This is a genomic window from Mesorhizobium sp. NZP2298 (assembly GCF_013170825.1).
In the GTDB taxonomy this organism is placed as follows: Bacteria; Pseudomonadota; Alphaproteobacteria; order Rhizobiales; family Rhizobiaceae; genus Mesorhizobium.
The window spans coordinates 3,482,353-3,504,999 of sequence record NZ_CP033365.1 but is presented as its reverse complement, the minus strand read 5'-3'; the positions used below and the strand labels follow the sequence as shown (position 1 = coordinate 3,504,999).

At 64.1% G+C, this 22,647-nt stretch carries 18 protein-coding genes and 1 other RNA gene; 2 read left to right on the top strand and 17 right to left on the bottom strand.

All coding sequences use genetic code 11. From position 1 onward, the window contains the following. Positions 1 to 94: 94 nt before the first annotated feature. Genes murB through mraZ form a run of 12 tightly spaced genes read right to left on the bottom strand, consistent with a single transcriptional unit; the run spans position 95 to position 13,826 of the window. Complete coding sequence (murB, locus tag EB231_RS16965; RefSeq protein ID WP_172349810.1) at positions 95 to 1,060, bottom strand: UDP-N-acetylmuramate dehydrogenase; 966 nt, start codon at positions 1,058 to 1,060, stop codon at positions 95 to 97. After that, positions 1,057 to 2,457 (bottom strand): UDP-N-acetylmuramate--L-alanine ligase, encoded by a 1,401-nt coding sequence (gene murC, locus EB231_RS16960; RefSeq protein WP_172349809.1) that lies wholly within the window; start codon positions 2,455 to 2,457, stop codon positions 1,057 to 1,059. The genes murB and murC overlap by 4 nt, the downstream gene beginning before the upstream one ends. Beyond that, positions 2,454 to 3,581, bottom strand: a complete 1,128-nt coding sequence (murG, locus tag EB231_RS16955) for an undecaprenyldiphospho-muramoylpentapeptide beta-N-acetylglucosaminyltransferase (protein ID WP_172349808.1) — start codon at positions 3,579 to 3,581, stop codon at positions 2,454 to 2,456. The genes murC and murG overlap by 4 nt, the downstream gene beginning before the upstream one ends. 1 nt (position 3,582) lies before the next feature. Next, positions 3,583 to 4,734 carry a putative lipid II flippase FtsW gene (ftsW, locus tag EB231_RS16950; RefSeq protein ID WP_056573273.1) on the bottom strand — a complete coding sequence of 384 codons (1,152 nt, stop codon included), beginning with the start codon at positions 4,732 to 4,734 and terminating at the stop codon, positions 3,583 to 3,585. Continuing rightward, on the bottom strand, positions 4,734 to 6,134 hold the full coding sequence (gene murD, locus EB231_RS16945) for a UDP-N-acetylmuramoyl-L-alanine--D-glutamate ligase (RefSeq protein WP_172349807.1): 1,401 nt from the start codon (positions 6,132 to 6,134) through the stop codon (positions 4,734 to 4,736). Before murD ends, ftsW begins: the two co-directional genes overlap by 1 nt. Positions 6,135 to 6,143: 9 nt before the next feature. Further along, positions 6,144 to 7,226 (bottom strand): phospho-N-acetylmuramoyl-pentapeptide-transferase, encoded by a 1,083-nt coding sequence (gene mraY, locus EB231_RS16940; protein ID WP_172349806.1) that lies wholly within the window; start codon positions 7,224 to 7,226, stop codon positions 6,144 to 6,146. A gap of 17 nt (positions 7,227 to 7,243) precedes the next feature. Next, complete coding sequence (locus EB231_RS16935; RefSeq protein ID WP_172349805.1) at positions 7,244 to 8,725, bottom strand: UDP-N-acetylmuramoylalanyl-D-glutamyl-2,6-diaminopimelate--D-alanyl-D-alanine ligase; 1,482 nt, start codon at positions 8,723 to 8,725, stop codon at positions 7,244 to 7,246. Further along, the gene (locus EB231_RS16930; protein WP_172349804.1) at positions 8,722 to 10,176 is read right to left on the bottom strand and encodes a UDP-N-acetylmuramoyl-L-alanyl-D-glutamate--2,6-diaminopimelate ligase; all 1,455 of its coding nucleotides are present in this window, start codon (positions 10,174 to 10,176) and stop codon (positions 8,722 to 8,724) included. The genes EB231_RS16935 and EB231_RS16930 overlap by 4 nt, the downstream gene beginning before the upstream one ends. Before the next feature lie 54 nt (positions 10,177 to 10,230). Then, entirely contained in the window at positions 10,231 to 11,940 is a 1,710-nt protein-coding gene (locus EB231_RS16925) for a peptidoglycan D,D-transpeptidase FtsI family protein (RefSeq protein WP_172349803.1), read from the bottom strand. After that, positions 11,937 to 12,332 (bottom strand): cell division protein FtsL, encoded by a 396-nt coding sequence (gene ftsL / locus EB231_RS16920; protein ID WP_172349802.1) that lies wholly within the window; start codon positions 12,330 to 12,332, stop codon positions 11,937 to 11,939. Before ftsL ends, EB231_RS16925 begins: the two co-directional genes overlap by 4 nt. 4 nt (positions 12,333 to 12,336) lie before the next feature. After that, on the bottom strand, positions 12,337 to 13,371 hold the full coding sequence (gene rsmH, locus EB231_RS16915) for a 16S rRNA (cytosine(1402)-N(4))-methyltransferase RsmH (RefSeq protein ID WP_172349801.1): 1,035 nt from the start codon (positions 13,369 to 13,371) through the stop codon (positions 12,337 to 12,339). Next, entirely contained in the window at positions 13,368 to 13,826 is a 459-nt protein-coding gene (gene mraZ, locus EB231_RS16910) for a division/cell wall cluster transcriptional repressor MraZ (RefSeq protein ID WP_056573299.1), read from the bottom strand. Before mraZ ends, rsmH begins: the two co-directional genes overlap by 4 nt. A gap of 405 nt (positions 13,827 to 14,231) precedes the next feature. On the opposite strand from mraZ, the gene EB231_RS16905 reads away from it, so the two are divergent. Further along, positions 14,232 to 15,347 (top strand): cystathionine gamma-lyase, encoded by a 1,116-nt coding sequence (locus tag EB231_RS16905; RefSeq protein ID WP_172349800.1) that lies wholly within the window; start codon positions 14,232 to 14,234, stop codon positions 15,345 to 15,347. A 145-nt stretch (positions 15,348 to 15,492) separates the two neighbouring features. On the opposite strand, the gene rnpB is transcribed toward EB231_RS16905, so the two are convergent. The 5 genes from rnpB to EB231_RS16880 form a co-directional block, all read right to left on the bottom strand. Continuing rightward, positions 15,493 to 15,892, bottom strand: an RNA gene (gene rnpB / locus EB231_RS16900) — RNase P RNA component class A. Positions 15,893 to 15,971: 79 nt separating this feature from the next. Further along, entirely contained in the window at positions 15,972 to 16,679 is a 708-nt protein-coding gene (locus tag EB231_RS16895; protein WP_172349799.1) for a lytic transglycosylase domain-containing protein, read from the bottom strand. Positions 16,680 to 16,890: 211 nt separating this feature from the next. Then, complete coding sequence (locus tag EB231_RS16890; RefSeq protein WP_172349798.1) at positions 16,891 to 17,646, bottom strand: N-acetylmuramoyl-L-alanine amidase; 756 nt, start codon at positions 17,644 to 17,646, stop codon at positions 16,891 to 16,893. Next, a complete protein-coding gene (locus EB231_RS16885) occupies positions 17,643 to 18,362 on the bottom strand; it encodes a J domain-containing protein (protein ID WP_172349797.1) in 720 nt (239 codons plus the stop codon). The genes EB231_RS16890 and EB231_RS16885 overlap by 4 nt, the downstream gene beginning before the upstream one ends. Positions 18,363 to 18,523: 161 nt before the next feature. Next, the gene (locus EB231_RS16880) at positions 18,524 to 18,730 is read right to left on the bottom strand and encodes a hypothetical protein (protein ID WP_027044745.1); all 207 of its coding nucleotides are present in this window, start codon (positions 18,728 to 18,730) and stop codon (positions 18,524 to 18,526) included. 180 nt (positions 18,731 to 18,910) lie between these two features. Between EB231_RS16880 and EB231_RS16875 the strand changes: the two genes are divergently transcribed. After that, positions 18,911 to 22,561, top strand: coding sequence for a hydantoinase B/oxoprolinase family protein (locus EB231_RS16875; RefSeq protein WP_172352941.1), 3,651 nt, complete (start codon positions 18,911 to 18,913; stop codon positions 22,559 to 22,561). Positions 22,562 to 22,647 lie beyond the last annotated feature (86 nt).

The following is a 22,647-nucleotide window of genomic DNA, read 5'->3' as shown; positions in this document are numbered from 1 at the left end:
GATGCGAAAACCGTGTCGCTGAGTCCCCAGAGCAACGGTTTGTGCGTTCTGCGGACGCGTTGAAGTTCATCCATCACGTGAACTTCAGCCGGCACTAAAGCAGCTGGCCCAAAAACTCCTGCACTGCATGTCCGGCACGGAAATTGCCGATGCGCTTGATCTCCCACTGCAACCGGATGCCGGAATGTTCGAGCACCCGCGCACGCACCGTCTCGCCGAGATATTCGAGGTCGTAACCGGTCGCCGTGCCGGTATTGATCATGAAGTTGCAGTGCATCGGCGACATCTGAGCGCCACCGATCATCAGGCCGCGGCAGCCCGCCTTGTCGATCTCCTTCCAGGCCGACGTGCCTTCCGGATTCTTGAAGGTCGAGCCCCCGGTCTTCTCGCGGATCGGCTGCACAGTCTCGCGATGGTTCTGCACCGCATCCATTGCCGCCCTGATCGTGGCCTTGTCTTCGGCGAAGCCCTCAAACAGGGCCGATGTGAAGATCAGCCCGGAAGGCGCCGCCGAATGGCGATAGGCATAGCCCATGTCGGCATTGCTCAGCGTCTGGACATTGCCCTTGCGGTCGAGCGCGCGCACCTCGACGACGCGCTCGCGCGTCTCGACGCCATTGGCGCCGGCATTCATCCTGAGCGCGCCGCCAATGGCGCCCGGAATGCCGTGATAGAAATGGAAGCCGCCAATGCCCGCTTCCAGTGCCAGGGCGGCCACGCGCTTGTCGGGCGTCGCCGCCCCGGCCTTGATCCTGATCGGTGAGACGACCTCTGCCTCGCCAAAGCCCTTGGCCGAAAGCCTGATGACGAAGCCCGGGATGCCGCCATCCCTGACCAGCAGGTTCGAGCCGATGCCAACGACGGTAAGAGGTATCTCTTCAGGAACCGCGCGCAGGAACGCGGCAAGGTCTTCTTCGTCCGCCGGCTGGAACAGCACTTCGGCCAGGCCACCGGCGCGGAACCAGGTGATCTTGTCCATCTCGGCATTCGGCGTGAGACGACCGCGCAGGCCGGCAAGCCGGTCGCCGAGTCTGTCGATCAGGACCTGGCCGTGCATCATGAGGCGGCAAGCTCCTTGGGCAAGGCATAGGCCCATTGGGTGATGTTGCCGGCGCCGAGGAAGACGACGAAGTCGCCGGGCTTGGCCAGGTCGCGAATGATTGGCGCGATCGCCGCCGGCCCCTCGATGTAGCGTGCATCGCGATGGCCAGCGGCACGGATGCGCGACACCAATTCGTCCGACGTGACACCGTCGATCGGGTCTTCGCCGGCAGCGTAGACTGGCGCCACCATCACCGTATCGGCGTCGTTGAAGCAGGCGGAGAACTCGTTGAACAGATCATGCAGCCGGGTGAAGCGGTGCGGCTGGGCAATGGCGATGACGCGGCCCTTGGTGGCGCTGCGCGCCGCCTTCAGCACCGCCGATATCTCGACCGGATGGTGGCCGTAGTCGTCGAACACATCGACGCCGTTCCACGAACCGGTATGGGTGAAGCGGCGCTTGACCCCGGCGAAGGACGACAGGCCCTTCTTGATCGCCTCGGCGGACAGGCCAAGCTCATGCGCGACGGCGATCGCCGCGGTGGCGTTCGAGACATTGTGGCGGCCGGGCATCGGCAGGCGCAGATCCGATATTGTCTTCTGGGCGCCGGTCTTGCGGTCGCGGATCACCACGTCGAACTCGGAGGTCGCGCCGGCCATGCGGTGGTTGGTAAAGCGCACATCGGCCTGCGCGTTTTCGCCATAGGTGATAACGCGGCGGTCCTCGATGCGGCCGACAAGCGCCTGGACTTCAGGGTGGTCGGTACACATCACGCCGAAACCGTAGAAAGGTACGTTCTCGACGAACTGGCGGAACGCCTCCCGCACATTGTCGAAACTGCCATAGTGGTCGAGATGCTCGGGATCGATGTTGGTGACCACGGCGATGTCGGCTGGCAGCTTGAGGAAGGTGCCGTCGCTCTCGTCGGCCTCGACCACCATCCACTCACCGTCGCCCATTCGGGCGTTGGTGCCATAGGCATTGATGATGCCGCCATTGATGACGGTCGGATCAAGCCCGCCGGCTTCGAGCAAGGTCGCCACCATCGAGGTCGTCGTCGTCTTGCCGTGCGTGCCGCCGATCGCCACCGCCTGGCGGAAGCGCATCAGCTCGGCCAGCATCTCGGCGCGGCGCACGATGGGAAGCAATTTTTCCCGCGCGGCCTTCAGCTCCGGATTGGATTTCTTGATCGCCGTCGAGACGACGATGACTTCGGCGTCGCCGAGATTCTCGGCCTTATGGCCGACGAAGCATTCGATGCCCTTGTCACGCAGCCGCTGCACATTGGCGCTGTCGGCCTGGTCGGACCCTTGCACCTTGTAGCCGAGATTGTGCAGCACCTCGGCAATGCCGCTCATGCCGATGCCGCCAATGCCGATGAAATGCACAAGGCCGATGGTCTGCGGCATCTTCATGCGTGCGTCCCCTTCTTGAAATCCGATACGCTTTTGCGGGACGCAATAGCCTCTGTGAGATCGGCGAGCAACCGTGCCGCGTCGGGCCTGCCGACCGATTTCGCGCCAGCGGCCATCGCCGCCAGCCGCTCGGGATTGTCCATCAGCCCGCCAATGAGGGCCGCGATGCGCTCGGGCGACAGCGTCGATTGCGGATGCACCTCGCCACCACCGGCGGCGGCAAGGGCAGCCGCGTTCGCCGCCTGATCGTGGTCGAGCGCATAGGGATAGGGCACCAGCAGCGCCGGCCGGCCGATGACGGCGATCTCCGAGACGGTCGAGGCGCCGGAGCGCGAGATCACCAGATGCGCTGCCGCCAGGCGCGCCGCCATGTCGGTGAAGAAGGGCGAGACCTCGACGGCGACGCCAAGGGCGGCATAGGCCGCCTTGACCCGCGCCACGTCGTCGGCGCGCGCCTGTTGGGTGATGGCAAGCCGCTTGCGCTGGGCATCCGAAAGCAGTGCGATCGCCCCCGGCATGGCATCGGAAAAGAACTGGGCGCCCTGGCTGCCGCCGAACACCAGCAGGCGGAAGGGCTGCTCTCCGGTCGACGCCACATAGGGAGTCTTGGCCGCCTCCAGCACAGCCGGCCTGACGGGATTGCCTGTCGTCACCGTCTTGGCACCAGCGGCGCTTGTGTCCTGCGGCAGGAAGCCGCCGGCGATGGCATCGACACGGCCGGCCAGCGCCCGGTTGGCGCGCCCCATCACCGCGTTCTGCTCGTGGATCAGCGTCGGCACCTTGCGCCGCGTTGCCGCATAGAGCGGCGGCAGGGTCGGGTAGCCGCCGAAGCCGATCACCGCGTCCGGCTTGATCCTGCCGATAATGGCGGAGGCCTGACGCACGCCGCGCCAGATTTTCCAGAAGGCACCGAGCACGGCAATGGGATTCTTCGAACCCATCGTCGCCGACTGGATCGGGTGGATGGCGGTGGCCGGAAAGTGGCCGGCAAACCGCTCGGCGCGTTCGTCGGTCGCCAACTGCACCGTCCAGCCGCGCTCGATCAGCTCATGCGCCAACGCCTCGGCCGGAAACAGATGTCCACCGGTTCCGCCCGCCGCGAGAAGGATGACACCCCTCGCCATGTCACTCCGCCGGCAGGGCGCGTTGCGGCAACGTAAAGCCCATCTGCTTGCGCTTTTCCGGCCGCTTGCGCGTCAGCGCCAGCACCATGCCCATCGAGATGGCGATGGCGATCTGCGAGGAGCCGCCATAGGAGATGAAGGGCAGCGTCATGCCCTTGGCCGGAACCAGCTGCAGGTTGACGCACATGTTGATAACGGCCTGCAGGCCGAACACGGTGACGAGGCCACCGACCGCATAGCGGGTGAAATCGTCATGCTCCTTCAGCGCCGTGTTAAGGCCGCGCAGCACGATGAAGGCAAAGATCGACATGATGAAGAAGCACATGATCAGCCCGAATTCCTCGCCCGCGACCGAGAAGACAAAGTCGGCATGGCTGTCTGGGATGACCCGCTTGACCGTACCCTCGCCCGGCCCGACGCCGAACCAGCCGCCATTGATCAGCGCGTCGCGTCCCATGTCGACCTGGAATGTGTCGCCTTCGCCGGTGAGGAACTTGTCGATGCGCAAGGCAACGTGCGGAAACACCGTGTAGGCGGCGAAGACACCGCCGACGCCGGCGGCACCCAGCACGATGATCCACAGCCAGGGCAGCCCCGCCATGAAGAACATGATGCCCCAGGTGCCGGTCGTCAGCATGGTCTGGCCAAGATCGGGCTGCGCCACCAGCAGTGACACGACCAGCACGAGGAGCAGCATGGCGAACAGATTGCCCGGAATGTCGGGCTGGCGCTTGTGCTCGGCGAACAGCCAGGCGCACATGATGACGAAGGCCGGCTTCAGGAATTCCGACGGCTGGATCGACAGGCCGGCGAGCGAGACCCAGCGCCGCGCCCCCTTCACCTCGACGCCGACATAGAGCACCGCCACCATCAGTACCAGCATCAGGCACAGCATGATCAGCGACATGCGCCGGATCTCCCTGGAATCGAGGAAGGAGACGGCCAGCATCACGCCGAGCGCCGGCACGGTGAAGATGATCTGCCTGGTGGCGAAGTGGAAACTGTCGAGGCCGATGCGTTCGGCCACCGCCGGGCTGGCGGCGAAGGACAAGACGATGCCGAGCCCCATCAGCGACAGGAACGCCGCCAGGAACCAACGATCGATCGTCCACCACCAGGTTGCGACGGGACTTTTATCGAGACGGCTCTGCATTATCGTGCCCCTCCGATGGGTTTGACGCCATCTATAGCGCTCGCAGCTTGCCTGAAGGCTTCGCCGCGAACTTCGAAATTCTTGAACTGGTCGAAACTGGCGCAGGCCGGCGACAGCAGCACCACCACCTCGCCGCTGTCGTCCCTGGCCGCATCATGCGCCGCATGCGCGACCGCGGCGGCCAGCGTGCCCGATATCTCGTAGGGCACAGCCTCGCCCAGCGTCGCCGAAAAGGCGGGCGCCGCCTCGCCGATCAGATAGGCCTTGGCGATGCGCGGGAAGAAGCCGCGCAGCGGCTCGATGCCGCCTTCCTTGGGCAGGCCGCCCGCGATCCAGTAGATACGAGGAAAGCTCGACAGCGCGGGAGCCGCCGCATCGGCGTTGGTCGCCTTGGAGTCGTTGACGAAGAGCACATGGTCCTTGCGGCCGACCTGCTCCATGCGGTGAGCGAGACCCGGGAAGCTTTCGAGCCCCGACTGGATCTCGCCAAGGTCCAGCCCGACTTTCAGACAAGCGGCGACGGCAGCCAGCGCGTTCTGCGCATTGTGCTGGCCGCGCAGCGAGCCGATGCCTTCGAGGAAGGCGACCTTGCTGTAGCGGCCATGCACGGCCTCCATCAGATTGGTGCCGTCGGCGAAATAGCCGTCGGTCAGCGGCAGGCGCTTGGAAATGCGGATAACCTGCCGCCCTGCCCGCTCCAGCCTTTCGGCGATCTGCGCGCACCAGGAATCGTCGATGCCGATGATCGCCGTCTCGCTGCCCGCCACCAGCCGTTCCTTGATCGAGGCGTAGTGCTGCATGGTGCCGTGGCGATCGAGATGGTCGGGCGTCAGGTTGAGCAGGATGCCTGCGGTCGGATTGATCGAGGGCGCAAGGTCGATCTGGTAGGACGAGCACTCGACGACATAGTGGCGGTCGGGCTTCGGCGGATCGAGCGTCATCACCGCGCGACCGATATTGCCGCCCATCTGGGTGTCGCGGCCGGAAGCCTTCAGAATATGCGCCGTAAGCGCCGTCGTCGTCGATTTGCCGTTGGTGCCGGTGATGGCGATGAAAGGCGCCGCTGGCGCGCTGAGCGTCCGCTCCCGGCAGAACAGTTCGATGTCGCCGATCACCTCGACGCCGGCGCCACGCGCGAGCTCCACCGTCCAGTGCGGCTTGGGATGGGTCAGCGGCACACCCGGCGACAGCACGAAGGCGGAGAATTTCGCCCAGTCGGCGCCACGCAGGTCGGCGGTTGCGATGCCGGTGGCTGCCGCCTTGGCGACGCTGTCGGGATTGTCGTCCCAGGCCAGCACCTGCGCGCCGCCCTCGATCAGCGCGCGCGCCGTCGCGATCCCCGAGCCGCCGAGCCCGAAGAGCGAAACCTGCTTGCCTGCGAAGGATGCGGCGGGGATCAAGGGGCGGTCCTATCTGAGCTTCAGGGTCGACAGGCCGACCAGCGCCAGGATCACGGCGATGATCCAGAAACGGATCACCACCTGGCTTTCGGTCCAGCCGAGCTTTTCGAAATGATGGTGGATCGGTGCCATCAGGAACACCCGCTTGCCGGTCATCTTGAAGTAGCCGACCTGGATGATAACCGACAGGATTTCCACGACAAACAATCCGCCGACGATGACCAGCACGATCTCGTGCTTGGTGGCGACCGCCACCGTGCCGATCAGGCCGCCCATGGCCAGCGAACCGGTGTCGCCCATGAAGATCGCCGCCGGCGGCGCGTTGAACCAGAGGAAGCCGAGGCCAGCGCCGATGACGGCGCCCAGCACGACCGCCAGTTCACCGGTGCCCGGAACAAAATGGATCTGCAGATATTCGGCGAACACCGCATTGCCCGAGAGATAGGCGATGACGCCGAAGGATGCCGCAGCGATCATGATCGGCACGATCGCCAGACCGTCGAGGCCATCGGTCAGGTTCACCGCATTGCCCGCGCCGACGATGACGAAGCAGGAGAACGGAATGAAGAACCAGCCGAGGTTGATGATGAATTCCTTGGCGAAGGGGAATGTCAGCGACGACGAGAACGGCGCCTGGCCGTTATGCATGATCACCCAGGCGGCGATGCCGGCGATGACGAATTCGAGCGCCAGCCGTGCCTTGCCGGAGAAGCCGAGATGCGACTGCTTGGTGACCTTCAGATAGTCGTCATAGAAGCCGATCGAGCCGAAACCCAGCGTCACCAGAAGCACCACCCAGACATAGATGCTCGACAGGTTCGCCCATAAAAGCGATGAGCCGATGATGCCCGACAGGATCATCAGGCCGCCCATCGTCGGCGTGCCGGCTTTCTTGAAATGCGTTTGCGGTCCGTCGGCGCGGATCGGCTGCCCCTTGCCCTGGCGCAGCCTCAGCGAATTGATGATCGTCGGCCCAAAGATGAAGACGATCAGCGCCGACGTGATCAGCGCCCCGCCGGTGCGGAAGGTGATGTAGCGGAAGACGTTGAAGACCGAGACCTTGTCCGCGAAATCGACCAGCAGTGTAAACATGCGCTTTCGTCCCCCGACTAGGTCAGTTTGCTGGTTGTCGTTTCAGCCGGGTACTTGCCCAGCAGCGCATCGACCAGTTTTGCAAAACCGATGCCCTTCGACGATTTGATCATCACCACGTCGCCCGGCCTCAGCGCGGCAATCAGCACCGGCTTCAGTTCCTCGACGCCGGCGCGGTATTCCGTCTTGATGTCGCCTGGCAGCGCTTCCGCCAGCGCCCGCATTTCCGGCCCGCCGAGAAAGACGGTCCGTGTGCCGGTGCCGACGATGAGATCGGCCAGTGCGGCGTGCAGCTTGGCCGAATGTTCGCCGAGTTCGAGCATGTCGCCGAGCACGGCGATGCGGCGGCCCTCGCCCGTCACCGGCGTTGCGTTGAGCAGCGCCATGGCAGCCGCCATCGAGGCCGGATTGGCGTTATAGCTCTCGTCGATCAGCGTGATCGGCCCACCGGGGTGACTCGAAGTCGAGCCACCGGGGTGACTCGAAGTCGAGCCACCGGGATGCCGCAGCACATGGCGTTTTCCGCGGCCGCGCTCGGCCGAGAGATCGGCCAGGGCCAGTGCTACCTTGTCGAGGTCGGCGCCCATCAGCTGCGCCGCGCCCAATACCGCCAGCACGTTCTGAACCATGTGCCGGCCGGGCGCACCGATGCGGGCGATCATGTCATGGCCGCCAATCCTGGCGGCGATGTCGGAGTGGTCGGCATGCAATTCGCATTTGGTGAGCTTGAAGGTCGAGCGCGCATTCTCGCCGAAGCCGTAGACATGCTCCACGCCGGCGGCATGCGCCATCTTGTCCAGAAGCTTGAAGCGCGCGTCGTCGCGATTGAGGACCGCGGCACCCTCGGGCTCCAGCCCTTGGAAAATCTCGGCCTTGGCCTTGGCGATCTCATCCAGATTGCGGAAGAAACCCAGATGGGCGGCCGCGATCATGGTGACGATGGCGACATGCGGCCGTACCATCTTCACCAGCGGCCGGATCTCGTCGGGATGGTTCATGCCGATCTCGAACACGGCATAGTCGCAATCGGCGGGCATGCGGGCCAGGGTCAGCGGCACGCCCCAATGGTTGTTGAAGGACTGCGCCGAGGCGTGCACCTTGCCGACCGCCGACAGCACATGGCGCAGCGCTTCCTTGGTGGTGGTCTTCCCGGCCGAACCGGTGACAGCGATGATTTTGGCCTGCGAGCGGTTCCGCGATGCGACGCCGAGCTTTTCCAGTGCGATCAGCACGTCCTCGACGACGATGATCGGCGCCGTCAGCCGGCCGAGCGACGGCAGCTTGCCTTCCGCCACCACCAGCACGCCGGCGCCGGCCTTGATGGCCGCGGTTGCGAAGTCGTGGCCGTCCATGGCCTCGCCCTTGATGGCGAAGAAAGCGTCACCCGGCTCCAGGCTGCGGCTGTCGATCGAAATGCCCGATATGCCTTCGGGCATGGGCCCGAGAGGCCTCCCGTCCATGGCGGCAACCAGCGCCTCGGAGGTCCACAACAAACTCATGCGGCACGCTCCCGCAAAGCGGCGCGGACTTCCTCATGATCTGAAAAATGCAGGGTTTCGGAGCCGATCGTCTGGCCTTCCTCATGGCCCTTGCCGGCCACGATCAGCGTGTCGCCGGCATGAAGCATGCCGACGGCCTCGTGGATCGCCTTGCGCCGGTCGCCAATTTCGATGGCGCCTGGAGCAGCGGCCATGATGGCGGCGCGGATCGTTTCGGGCACTTCGGAGCGCGGATTGTCGTCGGTGACGATGACGACATCGGCAAGCCGGGTCGCGATCTCGCCCATGATCGGTCTTTTTCCCCGGTCGCGGTCGCCGCCGCAGCCGAACACGACCATGACGCGGCCCGTCGTGAACGGGCGTACCGAGGCCAGCACATTTTCCAGCGCATCGGGCTTGTGGGCATAGTCGACATAGACCGGCGCGCCACCGGCGGTGGTCCCGACGAGATCGAGCCGGCCCGGCGCGCCCTTCAGTTTCTCCAGGGACATCAAGGCCTTGGCGACAGGCGTTCCCGTGGAGATGGCAAGCCCCGCTGAAACCAGCGCGTTCGAAATCTGGAAATCGCCGGCCAGCGGCAGGTCGATTTCGTAAAGCACGCCCTCGGCCTCCACTTCGGCGCGCTGGCGATGGCGTTCGTGCTCGACCCGCTTCAGCGTGAGGAAATCGCCATGGCGGCCAACCGTCAGCACGTCGAGCCCGGCGGCCCGCGCCGCCTGGATGGTCGGCGCCGACCATGGGTCGTCGGCGAAGATCACCGCCGGCGCGCCTTTCGGCAACAGCGTGTCGAACAGGCGCAGCTTGGCGCGGTGATAATCCTCGACCGTCGGATGGTAATCCATGTGGTCGCGGCCAAGATTGGTGAAGCCGCCGGCCGCCAGCTTCACGCCGTCAAGCCGGCGCTGGTCGAGCCCGTGGCTGGAAGCCTCCATCGAAGCGTGGGTGACGCCGGCATCGGCCAATTCCTTGAGCAACTGGTGCAGGGCGACCGGATCGGGCGTGGTCAGCGAGCCATATTCGTTGCGACCTGGCGCCACCACGCCGGTCGTGCCGATCGAAGCCGCGGCATAGCCTGCCTGCTCCCAGATCTGCCTGGTGAAGGCGGCGACCGAGGTCTTGCCGCTGGTGCCGGTCACCGCCACCATGGTTTGCGGCTGCCTGCCGAAATAGCGGGAAGCACTCAGCGCCAGCGCCAGGCGCGGATCATCGACCGCCAGCACCGGAACCGGCAGTCCGGTAACGGAACCGCCTTTGCTTGTCACGATCGCAAGCGCGCCACGCTGGGCCGCGTCGGCAGCGTAGGCCGCGCCGTCCGCCTTGGTGCCGGCGAGCGCAAAAAAGACGACGCCGGGCTTTACCTGCCGGGAATCGGACGAAATCCCGGTAACCTCCAGATCGGCGGAAGCTGTTCCTTCGACTGGCAGGACACCGGCTAGATCTCTGAGCTTCATCGAGTTCCGTTCACCGCAATAAAATAGCGCGCAGTCGCCGGCGCGCCCCAAGAATCACTCATAGGAAACCAACGTTGCACCATTTTCATGGCTGAAATCTGGTTTCACGCCAAGCATGGCCGCGGAACGCCTGATGATATTGCCGGCCATAACCCCCGCATTCGCCGCCGCGACGTCCGTCATGCCAGGCTTTTCAGGGTGCGGGGCGTCGGCAATCGTAAAGACGAGGTATTGCGGGTCGTCCATCGGGAAGGCGGCGACGAACGTATTGAAATTCAAGTCCTTCGAATAGCGGCCGTTGACGACCTTCTCGGCCGTTCCGGTCTTGCCGCCAACGCGGTAGCCGGGGACTCTGGCGTTTCTGGCCGAGCCCTTCTCGGCGTTGAGCGAATAGAGGTAGCGCATGCCCTCGACCGTCTTTTCGCTCACGACCCTCTTGGCGGTGGCCATCGCTTCCGCCTGCGTACGCACCAGGAAGGTCGGGTTCATCAGGAAGCCGCCATTCATCAGCGCAGCGCAGCCGACAGCAGCCTGCAGGGGCGTCGTCGATACGCCGTGGCCGAAGGCGATCGTGAACGAATTGACCTGTTTCCAGACCTTTGGTTCGGTCGGGCGGGCAACTTCCGGCAGTTCGGTCTGCATCCTCTCCAGAATGCCAAGGCGATGCAGGAATTCCCGGTGCCCCTCGATGCCCACCAGCTCGGCCTCCCGGGCCGACCCGATGTTGGACGAATAGAGGAACACTTCCGGCAACGACAGCACACGGTTCTTGCCGTGGAAATCGTGAATGGCCTGATGGCCGACCCGGATCGGATGCGAGGCATCGAAACGACTGTTCATCGTCGCCTTGCCGGAATCGAGCGCCATCGCCGAGGTGAAGCTCTTGAACGTCGAGCCCATCTCGTAGAGGCCGGCCGACATACGGTTCAGCCGGTCCTTCTCCTGTGCGTTGTAAGGATTGTTCGGATCAAAATCCGGCACCGAGGCCATGGCCACCACTTCGCCGGTCTTGACGTTGAGCACGACGGCGCCGGCGCCCAGGGCGCGATAGCGCTCCAGGCCGGCGGCGATCTCGTCGCGCACCACATGCTGGACGCGCAGATCGATCGAAAGCTTCACCGGCTTGAGATCCTTGGCCACCGCCAGGCCCGACGCCTGCAGGTCGCTCAGGCCCTGCTCGTCGATATATTTCTCCATGCCGGAGATGCCCTGGTTGTCGATGTTGGTCAGGCCGACAACGTAGGAGGAGGTCTCGCCGCTCGGATAGAAGCGGCGCTTCTCCGTGCGAAAGCCGAAACCGGGAATGCCGAGCTGCATGATATCGGCCTGCTGCTTGGGCGTCAGTTGCCGCTGCAGCCAGACGAATCCGGCGCCGCTCTTCAGCTTGTGGTAGGTCTGCTCGTAATCGATCTCGGGCAGCACGGTCGACAGTTTCTCGATCGCCTCGTCGGCATCGACGATGCGGCGCGGCTCCGCGAACAGCGACGCTGTCTTGATGTCGGTCGCCAGCACTTCGCCGTTGCGATCGACAATGTCGGGCCGCGAGGCGGTGACCCGGCTCTGCGGGCCGCCCGACAGATCTGGCGTCTGGAAGCCGAGATAGACCAGCCGACCTGAAATGGTCGAGAAGATGCCGAAGAACACCGCCATCGTCATGACGATGCGCGCCTTGCCCTTGCCGCCTGTCGCCTTGCGGGCGCCCTCGACGACGATCGATCCGTCCTCACCCGTCCTGGCGCGACGCCTCAGCAGTTTGCCGATCATTGGGCGATGCCTCCGGTCACGACGGGGTCCTTGTCGCCCGCGGGCGCCTTGTCGGAATTGTCGGCCATGCCCCCCTGGCGTCCGTTCAGGATGTCCTGGATATCCAGGGCCTTGGCCGGCAGATCGCCCAGGCCCACGATCTGGCGTGCGCTGACCGGCTCGAGTGCGAGCTGCGACTTGTAGAGTTCGGTGAGCTTCTGCAGCCGCGACGGCTGGGTGAGCAGGCTCCAGTCGGCCTTGAGCAGGTCGATCGTCTCCTCCTCATAGCGGATCTGGGTATGGATTTTCTGCACCGCCGCCAACTGATCCTCGGCCTCGCGCTTGGTCTTGTAGGTCAGGGCCGCCGCCGAAACCATGACGGCGATCAGGACAATGTCGCTGGTACGGAACACGTGCTTACCTCTCCCCCGGCAGGTTGATGCCGGGAAGTTTTGGAAGGCCGAAAATCGAAAAATCGCCGGCTCGCGCCGGCGCCTCGGTGCGGATCGCCGCGCGCAACCTGGCCGAACGGGCACGCGGATTGGCCGCGGTCTCGGCATCACCTGGCGTCACGCCACCGCCAGCCTTGCGGAAGGTCGCGGTACGCGCCTGCGCCTCGGGCAAATGACGTGAGCCGGTGGCGACGTCGGCCCGGTCGGCGATGAAACGCTTGACGATGCGGTCTTCCAGCGAATGGAACGTCACCACCACTAGGCGTCCGCCCGGCTTCAATGCGCGTTCGGCCGCGAACAGAGCCTTGGCCAATTCGCCAAGTTCGTCATTGACGTAGATGCGCAACGCCTGGAACACGCGGGTGGCTGGATGGATCTTGTCCTTCGGCGCGCGGCCGATATGCGTCTCGATGGCATCCGCCAGTTCCAGCGTGCGCTCGAACGGCCGCTTTTCACGGCGCGCCTCGATCATGCGGGCGATGCGGCCGGCGTGACGCTCCTCACCAAGGAAGCCGAAGATGCGGGCAAGGTCGCCCGGCTTGAAGCTGTTGACGACGTCGGCGGCGCTGAGGCCCGCCTGCGCCATGCGCATGTCGAGCGGCCCATCGGTGCGGAAGGAAAAGCCGCGCCCGGCCTGGTCGAGCTGCATGGAGGACACGCCAATGTCGAGCACGACGCCGTCGACACTTTCGACATGTTCGTCCAGCGTCGAGAACGGTGCCTGCACCAGTCTCAGCCTGCCGCCCGATTGCGCCTCGAGATCGCGTCCGGCCGCGATGGCGTCGGGATCGCGATCGATCGCCACGACGGAAGCCCCGGTCGCCAGAATGGCTTTTGTGTAGCCACCGGCGCCGAACGTGCCGTCGACGATGATGTCGCCCGCCGTCGGCGCCAGCGCCTCGAGCACTTCGCCAAGGAGGACCGGAATGTGGCGGACCGATCCGCCAACGGCGTGCCCACCTACAGCGTGAGGAAGGTCATCGCCGTGGCCCACCGTCATTCCGGTCGCTCCCCAGGCTTCGTCCCCTGCCGAAGCTGCAAAAGCCGGGCCCGCGCCTGCGCCCCATAGGCAGCAAGCCGCCCCGGCTCCCAGATCTGAAAGAAATTGCCGCGCCCGACAAAGGCCACCTCCGCCGAGATGCCGGTGTGCTCGCGGATGAAATCGGTCATCGTGATGCGGCCGTCCTGATCGAGTTTCAGGAAGGTCCCGTCGCCATGACAGAAGAAAGACATGTCGTCCGCCGTCTGCAGGAACGGATCTTCCTGCGCGATGCGCTGCTCGTAGCGGTCGAGCAGGTCGAGCCCGCCGACATCCATCGCCGGCAGGTCGAGGCAGCGCAGTGCGTAAAGTTCCGAATAGCCGCGTTTCTGCACGACGGCGCGGAAATGCGCAGGAACGGACACCCGCCCCTTCGCATCGATCCTGCTCACCGTGTTCGACAGAAACCGGTCCATTAAACGCTACAGCCGCTTGCGCCGCCGCACCCCTCTTCATCGTCTTGCACGCGCCGCCGCAGCGCGTTCCCTGCCCCACAGCCAGCTCTTCCACACGGGTAAAGGGCGGCAAACGCGCAGCCGCCGCGGCTGCCCGATTGGCGTACGCTTTACCCTGACGCGGAACGAAGGCTTTGATGTCAAAATGGGATATCATGGGGCACTATGGGCGTCAACGGGAATAGGCTTCACAAACACGCGCATCGCGGCCAATGAGAGCAGCCTTGACGGCACGTCTCGTCTTTATGGTCTATTAAGCCTAACGAACCGTTTAGAGCCCTCTGGCCCAAAAGACTTGGGCTTGCCGCGGATCACCCGCCCGCATAGCGTCGAACCGTCTTCCGCCCAAAAACAAGGATCGAGCTCATGTCCGAGACGGCAAAGTCACGCGCCGCCGAACTGTCCCATTTGCGCAGCCGCGATTTCGCCAACGGCGACCCGATCCCCTTGCCGCTGACCATGGCTTCGATCTTTCACACGCCGGGCGTCGAGACCGGCATCGATCAATATGGCCGCTACGACAACCCGACCTGGCGCGCCGTGGAACATGTGCTCGGCCATCTGGAAGATGCGCAATGCGTGAGTTTTCCCTCCGGAATGGCTGCCATTTCCGCGGTGTTTTTCGCGCTCCTGAAATCGGGCGATCGCGTGCTGCTGCCAGCGGACGGCTATCACGCCACGCGTGCGATGGCCGAACGCTTCCTGAAGCCGCTCGGCATAGTTTGCGACACCAGGCCGACGCCGACCTTCCTCGACGGCGGCTTCGCAGGCTATTCGCTGGTCTTCGTGGAGACACCGTCCAATCCGCGGCTGGACATTTGCGACATCTCGGCCGTCGCCAAGGCTGCCCACGAACAAAGCGGGGTCCTTGTCGTCGACAATACGACGATGACGCCGTTCGGCCAGCGTCCGCTTGACTTGGGTGCCGATATCGTCGTCTCCGCCGACACCAAGGCGGTCAACGGGCACTCGGACGTGCTGTTCGGCCACGTCGCCAGCCGCAACGCCGACATCGTCACCAAGGTGACGGACTGGCGCGCAATGGCCGGAGGCATTCCCGGACCGTTCGAAGCGTGGCTGGTGCATCGCGGCCTCGAAACACTCGAGGTGCGCTTCGACCGCATGTGTTCTTCAGCCGAAACGATCGCGCAACGGCTTAAGGAACACCGCGCGGTGCGTGGCGTGCGTTTTCCCGGTTTGAGCGGCGACCCCTCGCATAACCTTGCCCGCGCCCAGATGGAGCGCTTCGGCTTCCTCATTTCCTTCGAACTCGCCTCGGAGGAGAAGGCCGAGGATTTCATCAACAATTGCCCACTGATAGAGGCCGCGACCTCCTTCGGCGGCGTCCACACCTCGGCCGAGCGGCGTTTGAAGCGAGGCGATGCGGTGCCGCCAGGGTTCGTCCGCCTTTCGGTCGGCTGTGAGCCGGTGGAAGAGCTTTGGAAGGCCATCGAGACGTCACTGGACAGGATCAGCGGCTGACGGGCCGGTCACGCACCGAGGTCGTCGGCCTCGATGTTGCGATAGCCGTGCAGCACGCGGACGATTTCGATCGCCTCGCCGCGGACACGACAGGCGCGCCTGGGGCGCAACCTGCTGATCTCAAGGGATTTCTTTTCGAGGCGAAACTGCCAGCTGGCCTGTAAGCCGGGTTCTGTATGGCCCTCGGCCCTTGCGGGACGAGAACGTGGCGGCCATTCATCTTGGGCGCATGTTGCCATGCGCCTCACGCAACCTACCCGGACGGTGAGCCGGAAACAGCCCTCGAGGGTTTCCCCTCGCACCGCCCCTATTCGGTTTTGCTCCCGGTGGGGTTTACCGTGCCGCTCCTGTTGCCAGTCGCGCGGTGGGCTCTTACCCCACCCTTTCACCCTTACCCCGACAAAGTCGTGGCGGTTTGCTTTCTGTGGCACTTTCCCTGGGGTCACCCCCGCCGGCCATTAACCGGCACCGTGTCTCCATGGAGCCCGGACTTTCCTCACTCGCGGCCTTTCGGCGTTTGCGGGTGCGGCCGCCCAGCCAGCTGGCAAGGCGTATAAAGGGGTTCAGCCGGGAAAACGCAAATGAAAAAGCCGGCTTGTCCGCCGGCTCTCACACAACTTGCAATCAAAGCGCAGCCATCTGAACCTTGACCTTGCTGCAATAGGCGGCCGAGATGGGGTTCATCCGCGTCGCGGCATGGCCGGCATTGTATTTCAGGATCGTGCCGCAGGTCGTGCCGCCGCCAAGGTTCTGCGCCAAGGCGAGGTACTTCATGCCGTATCTGATGTTGGTGTCGGGATCGAACAGGCCTTTGGCCGAACCGTTATAGCCCATCATCCGCGCCGTCGCCGGCTTGATCTGCATCAGGCCGATCTCGCCGGCGCCGCCGACCATGTTCGGCCGGTAGTTGCTCTCGATCTTGATGACGGCGTGCGCCAGCGACACCGGAACGCCGTAGCTTGCCGCATAGCGAGCGACGATCGCGGAATACTGGCCGCCGCTGGCCACCGCCGCCGTCGACGCGGCGACATCCCTGAGGCCGATCGAGGCCGTTGTCGTCATGTCGATGGTCTTGCGGCCACGCTTCGTCTGCCTTTTGGACGTGGATTTCTGCGCTTTGGCCCAGCTGGCCTTTTCCACCTTGGCGGAAGCCTGCTTCGTCGTTGCCTTCGCACTCTTGCTGCTTTTGGCCGAAATGGGCTTGCCCTTGACGGTCGCCGTGACGGGCCCCTGATCGGCCCGTGGGCTCAACGGCGTGGCGTCAGCCGCACTGAAGGCAATAGTCATTACGCCGACAGCAAGAGCTGCCGTTACAACGGTCAATTTCTGCATGTGATCCTGTTCTGTCTGGACCGTTCGAAGATCTTCGCACGGCGCGGCTTGATTACTATCGGAACATCCGGGGGGAAAGACGTCCGACAAACTGTACGAATTGCCCTTTGAAGCCCGAATTGGCGCCAATGAAGGCGGGGCAAGTCACTTTGAGTGACAGTTTGTAACCTGATTCAGGATAAGATTACTTGGGCAGCGCCTTGACCTGAGGTCAGCGGCTTACGGAAGCAAGCAGTTTTTGCAGCGTGCGCATCGTCGAGCCGTCGGCCAGCCCGTCGACCAGGCGGGGTCGGAAATGCCGTTGGAAGGCCTCGACGACAATCCGTGTCTGGTGGTCGAAAACGCCCGATATCTCAACACCATAGCCATAGAGCGCCAGCATCGACTGCAATGCTTCGACATCGGCACCGTTGTCGCCGGGCTTCAGCGCGGCTCCGCGCCTGACGGGTGCGGCCGGTACGAGATGGCCGACACCGGCCTCGAACAGAGCAGCCCACGGGAACTTCTCGCCCGGATCGATCTTGCGACCCGGTGCCACATCGGAATGCGCCAGCACGCGCGTGGCGGGTATCGCATGCCGCCCGGCAATCCCCTTGCACAGGCCGATCACCGCATTGATCTGGCGCCGGCGGAAACCGGGATAGCCCAGCGAATGTCCAGGATTGACGATCTCGATGCCGACCGAGCAGGAATTGATGTCGGAGCGCCCGAACCAGGAGCTCTTGCCGGCGTGCCAGGCGCGATCGCTTTCCCTGACCATCTGCACGATGTGGCCGTTCTCATGGACGAGATAATGCGACGAGACTTCGCTTGCCGGATCGCACAGCCATGCCTCCGCCCCGGCCCCCGTCGCCATGCCGGTATAGTGCAGCACGATCATGTCGGGCTTCAGCATATCGCGCCTTAGCCCGAAATTCGGCGACACCCTGACCTCGGCGCTCGGCTCGTCGGGCAGGAAGCCGCTCATGCGTGCCGCAGGCCCCGCTCGATCATTTCATAGGCGGCGTTGATCGCGGCGACCCTGGTCGTCGCGATCTTGATGAATTCCTGCGGCAGGCCACGCGCGATCAGCCGGTCCGGATGATTGTCGGAAACCAGCTTGCGATACCGCTTCTTGACCTCCTCGAACGGCTTGCCGCGCTCGATGCCGAGCACAACATAGGGATCGCCGGCGCCAAGATTGACGTGGCGGGCCAGGATCGATTCATAATGTGCTTCGTCGATACGGAATATCTCGGCGATACGGTGCAGGAAGATGCCTTCGCGCTCATGCACCAGCCCATCGGCCTTGGCGATATGGAACAGGCCGTCGAGTATGTCTTCCAGCATGACGCAATTGGAATGTCCCGACCCGCACAGCTGTGCCATTCGCTCGGCATAGGTTTCGAAACCGGCCACGTCCTGCTGGGCGAGATCGAACAGACGCGCAACGTTGCGCGTCTCCTTGGGCGGCACTTCGAATATTTCCTGGAAGGCGCGCACCTCGTCCTGGGTAACGATGCCGTCAGCCTTGGCCATCTTGGCCGACAGCGCGATCATCGCCACCGAGAAGGCGACGCGGCGGCGCAGATCCGCATCCCCGGAGAATACTGTGCGCACAGCCTCGACGACGTCGGCAACGCCCGACGTCGCTGAAGACGATACCCGAGTGATAAACTCGCCGAGGCGATCCCAAATCGACATGGCCCGCTTCATAGAGCCAACCGGTCCCCGCTATCAAGCCAATAACGGCCTGTCCGGGTCCGTGACCGAGAGGCACCTTGTCGATCCCGCTGGCCCTTTTGCAAGAAAAGGCCGGCGAAACGCCGGCCCTTCCTCCCAAGACACTCTTGCTGCTTTACAAACTACTGCGCGGGCGCAGGAGCAGGCGTTGCCGGAGCCGGCTCGGCAGGCTTGGTCGAATTGTCAGCCGGGGCCGCGGGCTTCATCGGCTGCTCGGCAGCCGGCGGATTGGTGCTCTGCGTGGTGGTCTTGTCGGTGCCGCTGTCGCTGCAGGCCGCAACGCCCAGCAGGGCAAGGGCGGACACGGAAGCTAGAATGAGCTTTTTCATAATATCTCTCCTTCAATACACGCCCAAATTGCGGTGAGCGCTCGGAGAAACAATGCACCACGCGTCGATGAGTTTCGTAACGTTGCGTTTCTGCATGTAACATCAACGGGATGCGTTGCTGCCGGCGCGTTGGCGCATTAACAACGAAACCTGAAAACGAAAATGCCGGAGACTACAGCCATGGCCGCGAAATGGGATTTCTGGATCGATCGCGGCGGCACCTTCACCGATGTCATCGGCCGTGACCCGCAAGGGCGGCTGCATCCGCGCAAGCTGCTTTCGGAGAATCCTGAAGCGTATGCCGATGCCGCCATCCAGGGCATCCGCGACCTGCTCGGCCTTGAATCGGGCGCCACGATCCCATCCGGCCTGATCGACGATATCAAGATGGGCACCACGGTCGCCACCAACGCGCTTCTGGAGCGCAAGGGCGACCGCGTGCTCCTGCTCATCACCAAGGGGTTTCGCGATGCGCTCAGGATCGCCTACCAGGCGCGGCCCGATATTTTCGCCAAGGAAATCATCCTTCCCGAGCAGCTCTATGAGCGCGTCATCGAGATCAACGAACGCGTGCTGGCCGATGGCTGCGTCGAACGGCTGCTCGACATTGCCGCCTGCCGGCCGGCGATCGAGCAGGCGAAGGCCGACGGCATCGATGCCGTCGCAATCGTCTTCATGCATGCCTGGAAATACCCCGACCACGAGAAGGCGGTGGCAATGGTCTGCCGCAAGCTGGGTTTCAGCCAGGTCTCGGTCAGCCACGAGGTCTCGCCGCTGATCAAGCTGGTCGGCCGCGGCGACACCACCGTGGTCGACAGCTATCTCTCGCCCATCCTGTCGCGCTATGTGCAGAGGGTGGCCGGCGAGCTGGGGGCGGCGCCAGTCTCCCCACCTGAAGAAGGGAGCGACCAGTCCCCTCGCCTCATGTTCATGATGTCCTCGGGCGGCCTCACCGCCGCCGACATGTTCCAGGGCAAGGACGCACTGCTGTCGGGTCCGGCCGGCGGCGTCGTCGGCATGGTCGAGACGGCGAAGCTTGCCGGCTTCGACAAGGTCATCGGCTTCGACATGGGCGGCACCTCAACCGACGTCGCCCACTATGATGGCGAGTACGAGCGCGCTTTCGACACAGAAGTCGCCGGCGTGCGCGTGCGCGCCCCGATGATGCGCATCCACACCGTCGCTGCCGGCGGTGGTTCGATCCTGCATTACGAGGCCGGCCGTTTTCGCGCCGGACCGGACTCCGCGGGCGCCAACCCCGGCCCCGCCGCCTACCGGCGCGGCGGCCCGCTGGCCGTCACCGACGCCAATGTGATGCTCGGCAAGCTGCAACCCGATTTCTTCCCGGCGATCTTCGGTCCCGGCCAGGACCAGCCGCTCGACGTCGAAACCGTGCGCGCGAAATTCGCGGCTCTTGCCGCCGAGATTGGCGACGGTCGCTCACCGGAGGCGGTTGCCGAGGGCTTCGTCACCATCGCCGTCGAGAACATGGCCAACGCCATCAAGAAGATCTCCGTGCAGCGCGGCTACGACGTCACCGAATATCTGCTCAACTGCTTCGGCGGCGCCGGCGGCCAGCACGCATGCCTGGTCGCCGATGCGCTCGGCATGGAGGCTGTGCTGATCCATCCCTTCTCCGGCCTGCTTTCGGCCTATGGCATCGGCCTGGCGTCGGTCTTTGCCTCGCGCCAGCAGGCGTTGCTCAAGCCGCTTGCCGAAGAATCCAGAACGGAGATCGGCAGCCTCATCGCCATCTTGAAAAAGGCCGTCATCACCGAGCTTGCGGCGCAAGGGATCACCGAGGACAGGGTTGCGACCAGGCCCGTGCTGCACATCCGCTATGACGGCACCGACACGACACTGCCGGTGAATTTCGAAAGTGACTCGATTTTCCAGGCGAAGCGCGATTTCGAAATCGCCCACAAGGCGCAATTCGGCTTCGTCTATGACGACAAGCCGATGATCGTCGAGACGGTCGGCGTCGAGGGCAGCGAAATCGGCGAGGGCAGCGCCGAAGCCTATGCGCCCGCCGGACCTGCGAGGATTGAAGCTGGCGCTTCTGGAACGCGGCGCATCTACACCGAAGGCCGCTGGCATGAAGCCGGCATCCATCTTCGCGAAAACCTGCGCCCATCCAATCTGGTCGCAGGCCCCGCTCTCATCATCGAACCGAACCAGACCATCGTTGTCGAACCGGGCTGGCGGGCCGAAATCACCAACCTCAACCACGTCGTGATCCGCCGCACCGAAAGGAAGGCGCGGGCCGCCGCCCTCGGCACATCAGCCGACCCGGTGATGCTCGAAGTCTTCAACAACCTGTTCATGTCGATCGCCGAGCAGATGGGCGTGACACTGCAGAACACCGCCTATTCCGTCAACATCAAGGAAAGGCTGGATTTTTCCTGCGCCGTCTTCGACCACACCGGGGCGCTCGTCGCCAACGCGCCGCATATGCCGGTGCACCTCGGCTCGATGGACCGTTCGGTCGAAACCATCATCCGGCTGAACTCCGGCGACATCCACCCCGGCGACGTCTTTGCCCTGAACGCTCCCTATAATGGCGGCACGCATCTGCCTGACATCACGGTGGTGACACCCGTTTTCGACGATACCCAAAGGAATATCCTGTTCTGGACGGCATCGCGCGGCCATCACGCCGATATAGGCGGCACCGCGCCCGGCTCGATGACGCCGCTCGCCACCACGGTCGACGAGGAAGGCGTGCTGTTCGACAATTTCCGCATCGTCGACCGCGGCCGCTTCCGCGAGACGGAGCTGCAGACGCTGCTGACCGATCACCCCTACCCGGCCCGCAACCCGCACCAGAACATCGCCGACCTCAAGGCACAGATCGCCGCCAACGAGAAAGGCGTCGCCGAGTTGCGCAAGATGGTCGCGCATTTCGGCCTCGATGTCGTCGGGGCCTATATGGGGCACGTCCAGGACAACGCCGCCGAAAGCGTGCGCCGCGTGCTCGAGCGGCTGCCGGACACATCGGCCTATGAATATCCCACGGATACCGGCCAGGTGATCAAGGTGAAGATATCGGTCGACCGGCAAAAGCGCGAAGCGACGGTCGACTTCACGGGTACGTCACCTGTCATGAAGAACAATTTCAACGCGCCGGAGCCCGTCGCCCGCGCGGCGGTCCTCTACGCCTTCCGCGTCATGGTCGAGGACATGATCCCGATGAATGCCGGGTGTCTGCGGCCAATCAACATCGTCATTCCCGATGGCTGCATGCTGAAGCCTGCCTATCCTGCCGCTGTCGTCGCCGGCAATGTCGAGACCTCGCAGCATGTCACCAATGCGCTGTTCGGTGCCATGGGCGCCATGGCCAATGCGCAGGGCACGATGAACAACCTGACCTTCGGCAACAAGAAATACCAGTATTACGAGACGATCTGCTCCGGCTCCCCGGCTGGCCACATGAACTCCGGCCGCGGTTTTGCCGGCACCTCGGGCGTGCACACTCACATGACCAATTCGCGCCTTACCGATCCCGAAGTGCTGGAACTGCGCTTTCCCGTGGTGCTGGAGGATTTCCACATCCGCGAGGGCTCCGGAGGCAAGGGCAAATGGAGCGCCGGCGACGGCACCAAACGCACCATCCGCTTCCTCGAAAAGATGGAATGCGCGATCCTGTCCTCGCACCGCAACCGTCCGCCGCAGGGGCTGGACGGTGGCGGCGACGGCGAGGTCGGCTCGACCAAGGTTCGTCGCAAGGACGGGGCGATCGAGGTATTGAAGGCCTGCGACCAGACCGTGCTCGATGCCGGTGAGGCAGTTATCCTGACGACGCCGACACCGGGTGGATTTGGCCGCGCCTGAGAAGGCTTCGAGAATTCGCTGCGGCGAGTCAGGTGGCGTGGCTTTCGAGAACCGGAGCGGAGCGGACATTGGAGTCCATGAGCACC